Source organism: Armatimonadota bacterium (assembly GCA_017993055.1).
Lineage (GTDB): Bacteria > Armatimonadota > UBA5829 > DTJY01 > DTJY01 > JAGONM01.
In genome coordinates, this window is sequence record JAGONM010000019.1 from 39,291 (window position 1) to 54,402 (window position 15,112).

Sequence of the window (15,112 nt, forward strand, 5' to 3'; positions counted from 1 at the left end):
GATTGACAGCCGTCCACGGGCCCGACGCGCTCGTCCCCCAGTTCAGCTTGAATCCCGTCTCGTTCGTAGAGTTGTCCGCCCAACTCAGGTTGATCTGGCTCGTCGAGACCGCTGTCCCGACCAGATTAGTAGGAGCGTTCGGCTTCGTGACCGCAGACTGCGTGGTGGCGCTCGTAGCTGCATAGGACGAGTCGCCAGCCGAGTTAGTCGCGCACACCTGGTAGTAGTATGTCGTCGAGGCCGAAAGACCCGTGTGCGAGTACGAAGTCGCGTTCGCCCCTAGATTGACAGCCGTCCACGGGCCCGACGCGCTCGTCCCCCAGTTCAGCTTGAATCCCGTCTCGTTCGTAGAGTTGTCCGCCCAACTCAGGTTGATCTGGCTCGTCGAGACCGCTGTCCCGACCAGATTCGTAGGAGCGTTCGGCTTCGTGACCGCAGACTGCGTGGTGGCGCTCGTAGCTGCATAGGAAGAGTCGCCAGTCGAGTTAGTCGCGCACACCTGGTAGTAGTATGTCGTGCCGGCGGTGAGGCCCGTGTTCGAGTACGAAGTCACGTTCGCCCCAACGGTTACCGTCGTCCAGGGACCGGACGCGCTCGTACCCCGGCTCACCTTGAATCCCGTCTCCTTCGTCGAGTTGTCCGCCCAACTCAGGTTGATCTGACTCGTCGAGACCGCTGTCCCGACCAGATTCGTAGGCGCGTTCAGCTTGGTAGCTACCTGAACGGTCGGCTGTATCGGGCAAACACCAGAAGTCGTAGTGGCACGCAGTCTGAAGGAGTAAAACGTGCTCGGCTGAAGCCCCGTGACTTTGTAGCTCGTGACCGTCCCAACGTTGACGATGTTGCCATCGTAGATGAGTTCATAGTAACTCAGAGTGCCTCTAGGAATCGTCAGGACCCAGGAGAGCGACACGGTGGTATCCGTGACTTCCGTCACCGAGAGGGTCAAGCTCTGAGCCGATGCAGGCGAGGCTGCAGACAGAAACACCAGACCCAGCGACAGAAGCACAAGCGCTGAGAATATGGTCGTGATCCGCGCAACGCGGAGGTCATGATATGACATACGGTACCCCCTTCGCAGAGGCCTTCCGGTTCGGTATATTCATCACGCTTGCTGCCGCAAGGCGACTCGGGGCGGTACTGCCGTCATCGTAGACCAGCTTCCTCCGCGGACACGACGAAACCCGCGCGGCGGCACCGCACGGATTCCTCTCAGAATCGGACGAGAAAGCTTCAGTGATATTACCCCGATGTCGCGGCCCAAACAAACCGAACCGCGGTCCCCATACGATGGGCTTATTCCGCAGATGAACTACCAAGCGACCTGTAACTCGTACCAGTTGTGGCCAGTACCTATGACGTTCGGTCCGCGAGTGAAGTTCCCCACGGTTGAACCACCGCTCACCGGGCGTTCCGGCAATCACGCCGCTCCTCGGCCGCCACTGATACCCGCTATTAGCGTAGTTTCTAGAGGTAAGTTGGATAGGCATCGCACAAGCGAGCATCGGCAACCAAGCGCTAACAAGCCTTGTACATCACCAGTTTAGCACTACCTACCGCGCACTACTTGTTGCGTGCTATCGTGATGCGAGTCACCTGCATTATACCCACAAACCGCCCAAATGTAAAGCTTTTCAGTCCAAATAGTGACGACGCGTCGAGAAATCGCTCGGAACTGCTACGGGCTGACGTTGAGGGCTTTGTCGCGTCACCCCGAAACCGACGATGCGTGTATCGCGACGCCGTGGTTGAGGCAGGAGACCCCGGGGTATGGAATGGCCGCGAGTCCGTCAGCTCCAAGGCAGACGATCGCCAGGTGTGACGTCGAAACATCAGTTCGAGGTCATCTACCCTGCGATGAGGAATCAACAGGTTTCTCGTAGGCGGCGATTCTCCCGATCACCAGGAAGAGGAACGTGATCCCGATGATCGGCATGGCTCCCATGAGCATGATCGGGCCGGTGAACGAACCGAATCGCTCGGCAAGATACCCGGTCACATAGGTGATCGCCAGACCGCCGAACCCCGCTCCCATGTGAGAAATGCCGGCGGCCGAGCCAACGACGTTCTTGGGCAACACATCGGCCGGAATCGTCATCATGTTCACCGACCAGCTCTGATAGCAGAACATCACGACGGCGATCAACCCGACCGCCGCGTTGACTGACACGAACGGGACGGCGAGGCCGACCATCATCATGATGGCGCAGGGGACCATGACCGTCTTCCTGGACCGGTTGATGCTGAACCCCCGTTTGACGAGACTGCTGGAGGCCCATCCACCGAAGAGGTTTCCGAAATCGGACGCCAGAAAGGACAGCGTGGCGAACACCGCCATCTCCTTGAGATTCACCCCCCGGTCCTGCACGAAGTACATAGGCAGCCAGAACGTGTAGAACCACCATATCGGGTCCATGAAGAAGCGAGTGAGGAAGACCCCGCGCACCTGGCGGATCCCGATCACGTCGAGCCAGCGAACCTTCTCGCCTGACTCCGGAGCCCGCTCAGCAGCATGGTGACTCAGTATGTAGTCGCGTTCTTCCTCGGTGACCCTGGGATGCTCGTGCAATGGCCTGTAGAGGGCGAGCCACCCGAGCACCCAGACGAAACCGATAAGGCCGACGACGATGAAAGGCATCCGCCATCCGTAGGCGAGCAGCCAGACCACGAGGCCGGGGGCTACGACGGCGCCGATCGAGGAGCCGCTGTTGAAACAGCCTATGGCGAATGAGCGCTCCCGCGCCGGAAACCATTCGGAGATCGTCTTGATGGCCACGGGCCAGTTCGCCGATTCACCGAGCCCGAGAACGAACCTGCATGCAATGAACCCGAGCACTATCGAAGCCATGGTCACCGGCAGAATACGTGACAGCCCGTTACCTATCACGACCGCCCATGCCGTCAACACGCCGGCCACAGACCACACGGTCATCGAGAGCACGTATCCCTTGCGAGAGCCGACCCGATCCATGAGCCACCCAGAGATGCTGGGGCCGATGGTGTATGCCCACAGGAATGCGGCGAAGATCGTAGCCATCGCATTGTCGTCCAGCCCGTAGAGCTTGGCAATGACGGGCGCGGATATGTTGATCGTCATGCGGTCAAGGTAGTTGATGACGGTGGCGAGGAAAATCAGGCCGAGAACGTACCAGCGGAGATGGCGTGTCTTCTTCAATGTCGGTTTCCTTCCCAGGCCCTCACGGCCTCAACGAGCGCGTCTATGTTCTCCGAGGGCGCCCCGCCGGATGTGCCGCCGCCAGCCGAGAGGATGATCCGCCCGTTGGCTGCCTCGAGACAATGATTGGCCCACTCCGTCACGTCTTCAGGCTTCCCGCGGGCAAGCACCCCTAGCGGCGGGACGTTGCCCATAAGCGTCACTCGATCACGCAGCCTCGCGTAAGCATCTCTGATGTCGAACTCGTGGCTGAAGTTGAGGATGTCGATACCCAAATCCGCCATCCGCTCGGCGAAAGGCACGATGCACGCGTCATTGTGATGGACTTTGAGCATCCCCGGAAACGCGTCGAAGATGCGCTCCAGGTACGGGTGTGCGAACTCCTCGTAGTCGGCCGGCGAGAGAAGGCCTGGGATATCGTCGAGCACCAGGATGCTCTCGACATCGGGGAGGTTCTCCGCCTGAGCCTTGAGCCAGCGGATGACGGTCTCGGTGCAGAGGTCGAGCATCTTGTGAGACGCTTCCGGCTCGACCTTGATCTCGGTGAGGAACTCCGTCACCCCATAGAGGTGCGTCGCCAACGCAAGGGGTCCCCGTGCGGCGACCATTCGGATCGAGTAGCCGAGCGGCTCGATACGACTCTGCGCCCACCTCTGGAGGTGCAGGATGAACGGCATAAGGCCGTGGACCCTCGGATTCGGGATCTCGAGCTTGCCGACCTGGGAGATATCCTCGATGGCGTGCGAGACGGACGCCGGGGAGTCCTTCCACCACGAGACCCGACAGCCGAAGCCCGACGGCTCGGCGGCCATGCCGTACTCGACCCAGAAGCCGGGCACGAAGATCACGTCAGGGAAGCGCTCGAGCATCTTCAGATGCGCATCGAGCCACTTCTCAGGCTCGATGAAGAACTCCATAGCGCTGATGCCAGCCCAGCCCGGCAGCCACGGGCTGTCAACGATCAGGGCGACGCACGGCTTCTCGATCTTGCCGGCTGCGGCCCTGCGCAGGGTTTCGAGTTGGTCTTTGGTCACGGCGTCTTCTCCGAATGGGACTGATGAGACCGATGGGACGGATGAGACTCACGGCAGATTGACGTCTCCGGGCGCGGCCTTGTTTCCCAGGGCGGCGCCCTGCTCCAGGCCGGATACGCGGGCGGCGGAATCCCTCGCGTTCTTCCAGAACCGCAGGACGAAATCGGTCCCGGCGGCCTGTGCCGCATCAGGAGTCCGACCCGCCAGGACGAGCCACTGTCGTCCCCTTCCGGAATCGTGCAACACGACCGCACCCTTGTCGGCCGGGAGTTGGACGCCGGACTGAGCGATGAGCGGGTTGGACTGAGGCGTGCCGACGAGAATCAGGTTGCCCCTCCAACCCTTCGGAATGTCGTCGGTGCTGCAGAGGCGGATCTCGCGACCGATCGCGCTCTGGAGGGCATTTCGAGCCTGATACGCCATCTCCAGTTCGATGATCGGGCAGGCGACACCGAACGCGATGCAGATCGGCTTGCTGTAGTCGAACTCAGCCACGACATCGGCACCCTGCGGGTACTCTACCTTGTCGGCGAGCACCGGGGCGTCGAACTTCGGAACGCCCGGGTTTGAAGCAATCCCCCACCCGTACGCCGTGCCGCCGGGATAATCGGCCTTGAGGAAGTAGTGGTAGGCGCCGGGCAGAGCATCACGGTCGAGCCGAAGCTCGATGAGCCCCGACGCCCTCCGGCGCGACATGATGTTGACGCTGCCGACCGGGACACTGCCCGACGCCCCCTGAAACGACTCAACCGAGAGCCTGACATCAACCTGCCTGCCCGTCCGGTTCTCGATCGTGTATTCGGCAACCGCCCTACCCTTCCGGAAGGTAACCTCGCCGATCTTGATAGGCAGAACACGGATCGGAGAATCAGGCCGTGAGTGCTCGCGTACGAGCTTCATGAACTCGACGGCCTCCGACTTGGGGCGGCGGTCGAGGTTGATCGTCTCGTAGTGGCGGAGCCCCTGCCGGGTCAGCCGCGGATTCACTGAGAGTGTCTCCTGCCACTGGAACTGGAAGAACTCGGGGATCGCGCGCGGCTCGAGCATCTTGCCGTAGATATCCTTGAACTCCCGGGCGCGGACCTCGGGCGATAGATGCGTCAGGTACTTCCAGTTGAACTCGCCTAGTGTCGGCTGCATGCCTAGTTCGGATGCGTGACCGGCGACGGCAACCGCAACCGAGGGGATCGCCTCCTTGAAGGTCTCGCGATGCTTGTAGTTATGGTAGCCCACCCTGTCGAACGGCACGCCTAGCCTGATCAGCCGCTCGAACTGCCCCTGGTTGCAGGCGCCTGTGAGGAAGACCTGGGTGTCCGGGGCGACCTTCTTGATCGCGTTGTAGCAGGCGGTCCATCGCTCCGCGTCGCCCGGGCGGATTCCGACGATGAGAATCTCGTTGTCCATCTCGATGCGCTTGACGACATCCTTGTACCGCCCTGCCAGAAACGACATCCATTCCGGCGAGCCGGACGTGTCGATCAGCGCCTTGAGGCCAAGCTTGCGGCACTCGTCCATATAGAAATCAAGGAACGCGATCGCGTTTCTTCGCTCCATCCCGGCCAGCAGTTCGAGGTGGTGGAGGCGAACCCAGTCGAAGCCCATCGCTTTGATGATGCGCAGGTCGGTCTTCATCTGCGGCTCGAACTGCCGCCACTTCTCCCACATCTGAGGCGAGAACGGCCACCAGCCCTCGCGGTCCAGGCCGGCGGTCCGGTAGTAGTCGAAGTTCTCGGTCATGGTCGAGTACGGGAAGTAGCTCGTACCGAATTCGACGTAAGGCACCCCCAGGTCAACAGCAACCTTGTCTGCGGATTCGGTCACATGGCGGTATCCGGCATAGGCCAGGAACTGGCTGTCCTCCCAGCCCTTCGTCGGCGACTGGCAGACGGCAAACCGGTAGCCGAGCTCGACCGGCTCACCGATGGCGGGCGGCGCATACGTCCTCACCGCCATCGAGCCTTTGCCCTCCTGAGCGGGGTTAGGGCCGGCGATCTCCGTGATGAGATAGAGGTGGTCTCGATCGCGGACGACCTGCTCGCGAGCGTAGAAGTAGTTCGCCAGCGCCCACCGGCCGACGCTGTTCTGGTACGTATAGCCGGGTGTGAACTTGCTGGTGGCGACGAAGGACCTTCCATGGGACTTCCAGGAGAGCCAGTCAACGCCGTGGCCAAGAGCCGTGATGCGGTCGCCTTCCGCAGGCAGATCGGTGCCCTCTATCACGATGCCGTTCCAGCGCATTCTCACGCCATCCATCTGCGGCATGGTGACGCGCCGCACGAAGGCGATATAGGCATCTGCCGGTCCGTCGCCGACGCGAGTCACGGTCACGTCTACGTCGGCCGAGGAGTCGCCGCAGGCCGTGAAGTCCACCACGAGACGGTATCCGTTGACCCGATCTATCCTGTCCACTATGCCGTGAGGCGAGCTAAGGGTCGTGATCGGGTTGCTGAACGCCGAAGGCACCTGCGAGGCTTGACCCTCGCGGCCGGGGATGACGACGAGCCCATAGTCCACTCCCGCATCCCTGGAGAACATGGTAAACCCGGAGAGCCTCGGCTCGGAACTGTTCCAGTCAAGGGTGACCGACGAACGGGCGGGAACGTCGGCCAGGATGCGGGCCTTGCCGCGACTGACGGCGCCCTTGGCGCCTCTGCCCTCATAGACCCCGTCGCGCACGGCGGCGCTGAAGACCACCGGGCCTTTATATGGAAAATCGTAGTTGTTGCGGATTCGGATAGACGGTTCTGCGAACACACAGGTAGCGGTGAGAACAGCGGCCAAAGCGAGTGACGGCGTGGACAGACGCACCTGGTGATACCTCCATCGCCTTGCAGAAGGCGTAATCCAATGCGATCAAGCAGTGGTGACATGATAGCGTTGCGGGGGCAGGTTGTCAATGAGAGTGCCGGCAGATGAAATCCCTCAGCCCTGAGTGATGGGTAGCATGGTATGGAAGGGCGGCATGGCTGGACCTGACCGTCCTTCGATACACGTCCGGAAGGACGCACTCAGGACTGAGCGGTTCTATGGCGATACCGATACCAGTGTGACATATCGCTTCTCGCCGAAGACGATACCATCGACAACGAGTTGGAAGCTCACCCGCACCTGCGACGTGATGCCGTCCGTAAGCGCGAACCGAGGCACCTCGGCGTCCAAGAGGAACGGTGTGTCCTCTCTGATAGGGCCAAGGACGGTGTGGTCCCCAACCTTCGCCTGCAGATGAACACCACCGGGACGACCGGGCTTCGGGGCGAGCCACTTTGCCTCGGCGGTGTTGCCCATCGAGGCGCGAGCGTAGACCGGCTGACCGGCCTTGACCTCGATCGCATCACCGTCCTTCAGACTGACCCACTTGCCACGGGAATCCCGGACCTCGAGAGCGTTGAACTCGCCGTTCAGGTACTTAGGCGGCTTGATGCCGTCGAGCGGCGTGTTCCCGATCGCGATCCTCGGGAAGTTGGCGGAGTCGGTGCCGGTACCCTTCGTGCGCAGTCCGACGGTCTTGCCATCGCTGACCGCCTTCCCGTACTCCGCACGCTTGTCCGAGAGCATTCCGGCGTATCCGACCGCATAGAGATCGCGGTCGATCTCGATCCAGTAGTCGGGCTTCCTCTGCGGATAGGGCGTCGAAGCTCTCTCTGCCATCTTCGTGAACTCATGGGCCGACGGGCGCATGGTGAAGTCGGGGTTGATGATCGAGTAGTCGCTGCCCTCCCAGATCAGGTACCCGGGCCACCACCAGGCGGCGGAGCCGGCGGACCGGGTTTCGTAAAAAGTCTCGTAGATCTTCTTGTAGTAGTCGCGCTGCTCCTCGAGCTTCTCCGGACCGGGGTGCAAGTCGGCCGTGTAGCCAAGCTCGGCCCAGTAGATCGGCTTCCCGCCGCTGACGAACTTGCCGTATAGCGTAGTGAAGCCGCCCTCGCGGAAGGACCGGCGATCCCCGCTGAAATTGTAGCCCTCGGGCGAGATGTAGTCGAAGTGCTTCGCGCCGGATAACAGGTCGACCGGCATCAACGGGAGGGCATACCCGGCCATCGTCCCGGTGCCCCCGAATCCGCTCCGCGCGCTGATCGGGTGGTATGGATCGACGCTCTCGACGACCTTGCGGATGTCCATGTACCGGCGGCTGAGCTCGTCGTCCCAGAACCGGCGGTAGGCTGCGACCATCCTGTTCCACGGACCGTTCTCACTGATCTGCTGGTTGGTCGGGCCGTGGACGTTCCCGTTATCGCCCCTGCGCAGGGGGAATCCCCAGTCCTTCTCGGCGTTCTCGACGCTCCCGTAGCGGTCCTCGATCCAGCGCTTCCAGATGGGATCATGAACCTGGCGCTTCTCCTCGTTGCCGACTCGCACCTCCCAGGCGACATCGTAGGCGAACATCGCCGGGCGCTCCCACAGGCGGGTCTGCCTGATCGCCTTCAGGGCGCTCTCGGGACTCAGGTTAGTCGGATAGAGGCCGGGGACGAAAACGTGGCACTTCAGCCCGTGCCGGTGCGCGCGCTCCATGAAGTCCACGAATCCGGGCGCGACGTCGGGGCTCTCGGTCAGGATCAGCGCCACGGTGTTCAGGCCGATCTCATTCATGAGATCGAGTTCCATCTCGACTATCTCGGCGTCGTACTGCGTCGGATGGCACCAGTGGGTCCAGAACATCCCCTCCTCCATCGAGGCAACGTAGACGGGCCGGTAGTTGATGCCGAGCGAGAACCACGGCTTGCCCTTGTAGATGAACTGGTCGCCCTCGATGGTCACCAGTTCCGACCTGTCCGCGGGCTTCGACTCGACTATCGAGAACGGCTGGCGGATGGAGTCGATAAGCTTGCCGTCACGGAGCATCGAAACCTCGGCGACGTAGAATCCGGGGGCGAAGGCCTCGGTCGGACCAAGCTCGCAGATCGTGCGCTTGTCGTCCAGGTTGAAGGTCTTCCTCTCCATGCGCACGTCGGTGTCGAAGCTCTTGCCGTACTCAGGGTCGATCGTGATAGCGCACTCGATCCCCACCGAGCCGGAATAGCCGCCGAGGTTGAGCACCGTTGCGCCCGCGAATGGCTTGCCCTCGAAGTACGAGGCCTTGTCCACTCCCGCCGAGAGCATGTAGAGCCCGCCGTCGATGCGGCCGACCAGCGATGCAGTCTCGCAGGCGACTTCCGATCGGTGAGTTGCCAGGTAGTCTGCATCCTCGATGCCGAAGGTCGCCCAGACGGCGCCCTTGTGCTCCTTGTCGTCGAGCACGTAGAGAGCACTCGCCGCTCCACCGATATGCCCATCAGCCTTCGTCGCCGCGAGGACCGGAATCCAACGGCGGGGGGTCTCCCGGTCGAAGCCGAGCCCCCGATAGCGCGGAAGCGAGCAGACCACGTGCATCGGCCCGGTGAGAGCCGGAGCGCCGGTGACCTCGTAGGAGCCGAAGGTCGGGACGAGCGCGGCCGCATCGGTGGAATAGGTCTTGTAAGCAGGACTCAGCGTCTCGATGGTCGGCTGGGTGAAGTCGGGGTTGCCGGCGGGATTCGCCATCGAGCGGATATCGGTGATCCAGAAGGTCGCGGGCTGATTGCGATCCCTAAGGTCGTGGTTCTCGAAGCCGACCTTGAACTTGGTGACATTGCTCACGTCGATGCGGTCGTCCGGTCCGCCGGGACCACGCCAGTGCTTGAAGCGGTTGCCTGTGATCGCGTAGCGTTTCCAGGAGGTCGTCAGGTCAATAGAGGTGTTCCACCGACCGCCGTCGGAGTCGATCCAGGCGACAATCAGCTTGCGCGCGTTGTCGGAACCCTTCGCCCAGAAGGTGGTGACGGTATCGCCGGGCGCGAACTGCCCGCTAAGCGGAATGTCCTGGAACTCCCAGTACCTGCAACTCCCGATGTTCACCTCCATCGCGGAGTCCTGGCCCTCGACGTCGCACGGCACGACGCGGACCTCGGTCTTCGTGTCCTGGTCGCCGGTATCGCGGTAGTCGTCCGACGGAGTGAATCGGTCGAAGTCGAGGATGGTCGCGCCGGGCGGCATCGTGGTCAGCCTATCGAGAAGCATTTCCTGAGTGAGCCACTCATCACCCAGCTTTACGACCTGGCGCGAGAACGGAGGCCCGCCGATGGTGAGGATATTGCCGTTCGCCGCCAGATACGCCTCGAGTGCCGACATGGAATCCGCCGGGAAGCATGCCGAGTTGGGGAGGAGCAGCAGTCGGCCGGACTGCTCCGATGTGTCAGACAGGTCCGACAAATCCTCCGCTCGCAGCGACTTGACGACGTATCCCCGCGATTCGAGGGCCGACCTGAGCGTGCCGACAAAGACGGCATCGGTGCCCGGGAAGCGCTCGGAGACCAGGAGCACATCGAGCCGCTTGCCGGATGCGCAGCATGTGCTGACGACGAGCAACAGAACGACCAGCAGCAGGGCTTTGGGCATGGCAGGCTCCTCCGGACGCGGCTTGCTAGTGTTCGATTAGGCGAACGTGGGAATCAAACCTTCATGTGTAGGTTGCAGCAGTTGACAGTCACTGCTCGAGCGGGGCTCGCTTGTTCCTGAACCAGCGCTTGCCCATCTGAGGCCTGAACCGCTCGATGTATACCTCGGACGGCTCCAACTTGTCGCCGATCTTCTTCATCATCGCCTGTAGCTGCGCCTCGAGCTTGTCCTGTACCGCCTTGTACTCGGGCTTGTTGACCAGGTTGTTCTTCTGGTACGGATCCTTCTCGTTGTCGAAGAGCAGCCATGCCTTCTCGCGAGTCCTGGCATACGTATACTGCGCCGTTCGGACTCCCCGCCACTCCGCGTTGGCCTTGTTGCCGCCATCGATGATGCGCTGGAGCAGCACGGCTTCCGGCTTATTGTCGTCCTTGCCCAGGATTACCGGCGAGAGATCGTGGCCCTGGACGCCCCTGGGGATCGGCACACCGCACATCGAGAGCAACGTCGGCATAACGTCTACGCTGTTGATCATGCAATCCGTCTTCTGCCCCGGTTTGATCGCCCGCGGGTAGCGCATGATGAACGGCACATTGATGCTCTCCTCATACGGGACGTTCTTGCCCCTGAGTCCCTGGCTGCCGAACATGTCGCCGTGGTCGCTGGAGAAGCAGATGATCGTGTCGTCCGCGATCCCCATATCATCGAGCGCCTTCATGATCCGGCCCATGTTGTCGTCGAGGTTGGTGATCATGCCGTAGTACTTCACCAGGTCGGCGCGCAGGTCCATATCCTTGGGAACGTTCGGGCGCTGGGTGAGTCTGGCGGCGTCGTACATCTTCTCGTATTTCGCGGGCGCGCCGATCGGAGGATGCGGGGCTCTCCACGCCAGCATGAGAAAGAACGGTGACTGCGTGTTCTTCTTCATGAAGTCGATCGCGATGTCGGTCTGGCCGTCCATCTCATAGCCGGGGATCGGAATCTGATCGGGAGTGTCGGCGCAGTAGAAGCTGTCGAAGTACTCGCCCCCGAGGTTGCGGGAGGCCCAGAAGTCGAAGCCGTGACGGTGTTCCTTCGGGACGAAGGGATCGTGGTTCTTCTCCAGATGCCACTTGCCGATGAAGCCGGTCTTGTAGCCCTGTTGCTTGAACGTCTCGGCGATGGTGACTTCGCCACTCGGGAGCTCGATCTCGTTGGACACCATGCCGGTCGAGGTGCCGTAGCGCGCGGTGAGCAGCATCGCGCGATAGGGAGTGCAGAGCGGATAGCCGCTGACGGCATCGGTGAAGAGCATCCCCTGCGATGCCAGCTCGTCGAAGTGCGGGGTCTTCACCTCGGCGGCGCCCATGCATCCGAGCGAGCAGTTGCGGAACTGGTCGGCGAAGATGAAGACCACGTTCGGCTTCTTCTGCGGGTCCTTGGCGCACGATGCAACTCCGGGCAGTCCGCCGAGCATCGTCAGGCCCGCGAGCGCGGTGGCTCCGCGGGTGAGAAACTCCCGTCTGGTCGGCTTATCTTTCAGCATGGCAGTCTCCTACTTGATGGGACGAATGAGGCACATAGGACGTATGACGGACAGGCGGAGAGAAGGTTCAGTGTGATGTAACCTTAGACCGACGTCATGCCGTTTCCTGCAGGATTAGCGGTCGGATCGCCCGAACATCGGTTGTAACGGAGGAAGCGATATGCGAATCATCATACTGGTCATCATCGTGATCGCCGCAGTGTGCGCCGCATCGGCGGCCGACTCGGACGGCAGGGTCAGGATCTACATCAACACGGACATGGAAGGAATCACCGGGATCAGCTCTTACGAGATGATCCAGCGCGATGGAGCGCGGTTCAAGGAATGTTGCGAGCTTCTTATGGGCGACGTGAACGCGGCGGTCGAGGGCGCGTTTGCCGGCGGGGCCGACGAGGTCTGGGTGCTGGACGGCCACTCTACCGGGAAGAACTTCATTGCCGGCATGCTCGACAAGCGCGCGGTTCAGGACCCGCGTGAGGTCAAGAAGTGGTGGGCGGGGATGAATGAGACGTTCGACGGGACCGTCATCGTCGGCGCTCATGCGATGGCGGGAACGCTGAACGCCTTCCTCGACCACACGATGAGCTCGACAGCATGGCATCACTACAAGATCAACGGCAAGCGGTACGGCGAGATCGAGATGTGGGCCACTGTCGCCGGACACTTCGGCATCCCGGTGCTGATGGTGAGTGGAGACGAAGCACTGTGTGCCGAGGCCAGGGGGTTCTTCGGCACGATCGAGACGGCCCCCGTCAAGAAGGCGATTGGCCGCAACAAAGCCGAGTGCCTTCCGGCCGGCGAGGCACGCGCTCGAATCCGTGAGGCCGCCCGCAAGGCCGTGTCGCTTATCGGCAAGGCGAAACCGGTCGTCCCGCCGAAGCGCCTCGAGATCACGCTCGAATACAACCGCTCCGATTTCTGTGATTCAGGGGCGAAGAAACCCGGCGTGGAGCGCGTGGACGCGTACACGATAAGAAAGGTGACCGAGAACCCTCTGGAACTGCTGCCGTGAGCGGAATGCGCGAAGCACGAAGTTCGAAACCCGAAACGACCGGAGGTCGAGGATGAGCAAGGTCACCATCGCGAGTCGCGGCTGGTCCGACTGGATGATCGTCGAGGCGTCGCCGGAGTCTGGCGTCTGCCGGTTCGCCGTCGAGGAGCTAAAGAAGTACCTGAAGCAAGTTTCGGACTACGAGTTCATCGCGGCGCTCGACGCGGGCGACTACTCCGCGATCACCGTCGGGCTCCGAAGCGACCTCCGCCCAGAGGACCTGGCGCTGCTCCCGGCTCCAAGAGCCGGCTACGACGGCTATTCGATCGCCGTCGATGACACGAAGATCGTCGTGGCGGGTGACAACGAGCGCGGCACGGTCTACGGGGTCTACGACCTCCTGGAGCGGATCGGCTGCCGGTGGTTCTTCCCTCAGCAGGACCCGGATGACGTCGAGGTGGTACCTAAGCCGGAGCGAGTGGTGCTCGACACGGCGGCGAAGTCGGTCGCCTCGCCGATGAGCATCCGCATCGACAACCCCAGCTCGTTCTACTTCGAGATCGACTCCGATGTCATGAAGAAACAGCTCGACGCCGCGATGAAGGCCCGGTACAATGGGATCGGCTGGCAGTGCGACCACAAGACCTACGTAGGCGACCAGTACGCGGAGTTGGAGCGCACCGGGGTCATCGAGGAGATCAAGAAGCGCGGCATGATGCTTCACGGGCCTGCTCACAGCTACCCGCACTTCATGAAAAACGAGTACTTCGACGAGCACACGGAGTGGTTCGGCATGCGCGACGGCGTGCGCCGTAAGCAGGAGATCGGCGGAGCTCAGTTCTGCTGGTCGAACGCCGAGGCGCGCAGGAAGTTCGTCGACAACGCCGAGCAGTTCGTGCTCGGCAGCCCCGGGCTCGACATCTTCTGCACGCTGGGATTTGACGGAGGGATCGCCTGCGACTGCCCACGGTGTTCGATTACGACGGCGGCCGACCTGGTAGTCCTGCTGATGAATGAGCTCGTCGAGCGGCTGAGAAGGAGCGCGCCTCACGTGCTGGTGGAGATGTCCGGGGCCTACAACCCCGTCCACGAGCCGCCGGAGAACACCAAGCCGGACGACGCGCTGCGGGTCATATGGGCGCATTGGGGGCGATATCACGGCTACGGCTACGATGATCCGCGCTACGGCTGGATCGAGAACCTGGAGAGCTGGCGCAAGGCCTTCCCGGGCCGACTCACGCTCTGCCAGTACTACACGGACAACTTCGCGACGCCGTGGATCTCGGCCCCCTACCCGATCGTGCTGGAGGGCGACCGAAGGTACTGCGCCGCGAAGGGCGTCGATGCGGTCTACATGCTGATCTGGCCGCCGGGGTACTGGTGGAATCACAGCTTCAACAACTACATGGCCGGCGTGTGCTACTACGATTTCGCCCTGAACCCCTGGGACGTCATACGGGACTACGCTGTAAACTACTTCGGCAGGAACGCAGGCCCCCTGCTCGCGGCCTATCTCGCCGAGTGGGCGACGAATGTAGATCTGCCGTACCATGTGAAGGACGGCACGACGGAGGCCGACCGCGCGATGCTCGAACATCAGCGCCGCGTATACATCGATCCGGCGGTGGAGGCGGCCAGGAGCGATCCGCTCCTCAGTCACCGCGTCGGGAAGGTCGCCAAGCTCCACGACCTCGCCGAACGGCTCGATGAGCTTCATCGCCGGCACGCGAAGATCAGCAAGCTGCGCGAGTCGGGCGACTTCGAGAAGGCGGCGGAGTTGATCCCGAGGGCGCGGGTCTATGCCGACGAGCTTCTGGCGCACATGACATCGCTCGCAGAGCTCAATCAGGGACTGATAGACAAGAACGAGGTACCGGGGTTCATCTCCCTCGGCGTGAAGAGCTGGATCGAGGAGGAGGCGAAGGCCGTCGAGGCACAGAGCACGAAGCTGCCAGAGGCGTAACGGGTATCCCATC

At 62.1% G+C, this 15,112-nt stretch carries 8 protein-coding genes; 2 read left to right on the forward strand and 6 right to left on the reverse strand.

Features of this window, described 5'->3' with window-relative positions:
• The 6 genes from KBC96_08780 to KBC96_08805 all read right to left on the reverse strand — a co-directional run.
• Positions 1–1,063: fibronectin type III domain-containing protein (locus KBC96_08780; GenBank protein MBP6964487.1), on the reverse strand; the 1,063-nt coding region annotated here is incomplete at its 3' end.
• Between the two features lie 780 nt (positions 1,064–1,843).
• Entirely contained in the window at positions 1,844–3,175 is a 1,332-nt protein-coding gene (locus KBC96_08785) for an MFS transporter (protein MBP6964488.1), read from the reverse strand.
• Positions 3,172–4,092, reverse strand: coding sequence for a uroporphyrinogen decarboxylase (locus KBC96_08790; GenBank protein ID MBP6964489.1), 921 nt, complete (start codon positions 4,090–4,092; stop codon positions 3,172–3,174). The genes KBC96_08785 and KBC96_08790 overlap by 4 nt, the downstream gene beginning before the upstream one ends.
• Before the next feature lie 165 nt (positions 4,093–4,257).
• Positions 4,258–7,017, reverse strand: coding sequence for a hypothetical protein (locus KBC96_08795; GenBank protein MBP6964490.1), 2,760 nt, complete (start codon positions 7,015–7,017; stop codon positions 4,258–4,260).
• A 216-nt stretch (positions 7,018–7,233) separates the two neighbouring features.
• A complete protein-coding gene (locus KBC96_08800) occupies positions 7,234–10,620 on the reverse strand; it encodes a hypothetical protein (protein MBP6964491.1) in 3,387 nt (1,128 codons plus the stop codon).
• An 88-nt stretch (positions 10,621–10,708) separates the two neighbouring features.
• Positions 10,709–12,145 (reverse strand): sulfatase, encoded by a 1,437-nt coding sequence (locus KBC96_08805; GenBank protein MBP6964492.1) that lies wholly within the window; start codon positions 12,143–12,145, stop codon positions 10,709–10,711.
• A 160-nt stretch (positions 12,146–12,305) separates the two neighbouring features.
• On the opposite strand from KBC96_08805, the gene KBC96_08810 reads away from it, so the two are divergent.
• Both KBC96_08810 and KBC96_08815 read left to right on the forward strand, forming a co-directional pair.
• On the forward strand, positions 12,306–13,157 hold the full coding sequence (locus KBC96_08810; protein MBP6964493.1) for a M55 family metallopeptidase: 852 nt from the start codon (positions 12,306–12,308) through the stop codon (positions 13,155–13,157).
• 52 nt (positions 13,158–13,209) lie between these two features.
• Positions 13,210–15,099, forward strand: a complete 1,890-nt coding sequence (locus tag KBC96_08815) for a DUF4838 domain-containing protein (GenBank protein ID MBP6964494.1) — start codon at positions 13,210–13,212, stop codon at positions 15,097–15,099.
• Positions 15,100–15,112: the final 13 nt, after the last annotated feature.

What these genes read in the sequence shown, in the direction of transcription:
- KBC96_08815 (MBP6964494.1), top strand. Translation starts at nt 13,210, where the DNA reads ATGAGCAAGGTCACCATCGCGAGTCGCGGCTGGTCCGACTGGATGATC.
- KBC96_08800 (MBP6964491.1), bottom strand. Translation starts at nt 10,620, where the DNA reads ATGCCCAAAGCCCTGCTGCTGGTCGTTCTGTTGCTCGTCGTCAGCACA.
- KBC96_08790 (MBP6964489.1), bottom strand. Translation starts at nt 4,092, where the DNA reads ATGGAGTTCTTCATCGAGCCTGAGAAGTGGCTCGATGCGCATCTGAAG.
- KBC96_08805 (MBP6964492.1), bottom strand. Translation starts at nt 12,145, where the DNA reads ATGCTGAAAGATAAGCCGACCAGACGGGAGTTTCTCACCCGCGGAGCC.
- KBC96_08810 (MBP6964493.1), top strand. Translation starts at nt 12,306, where the DNA reads ATGCGAATCATCATACTGGTCATCATCGTGATCGCCGCAGTGTGCGCC.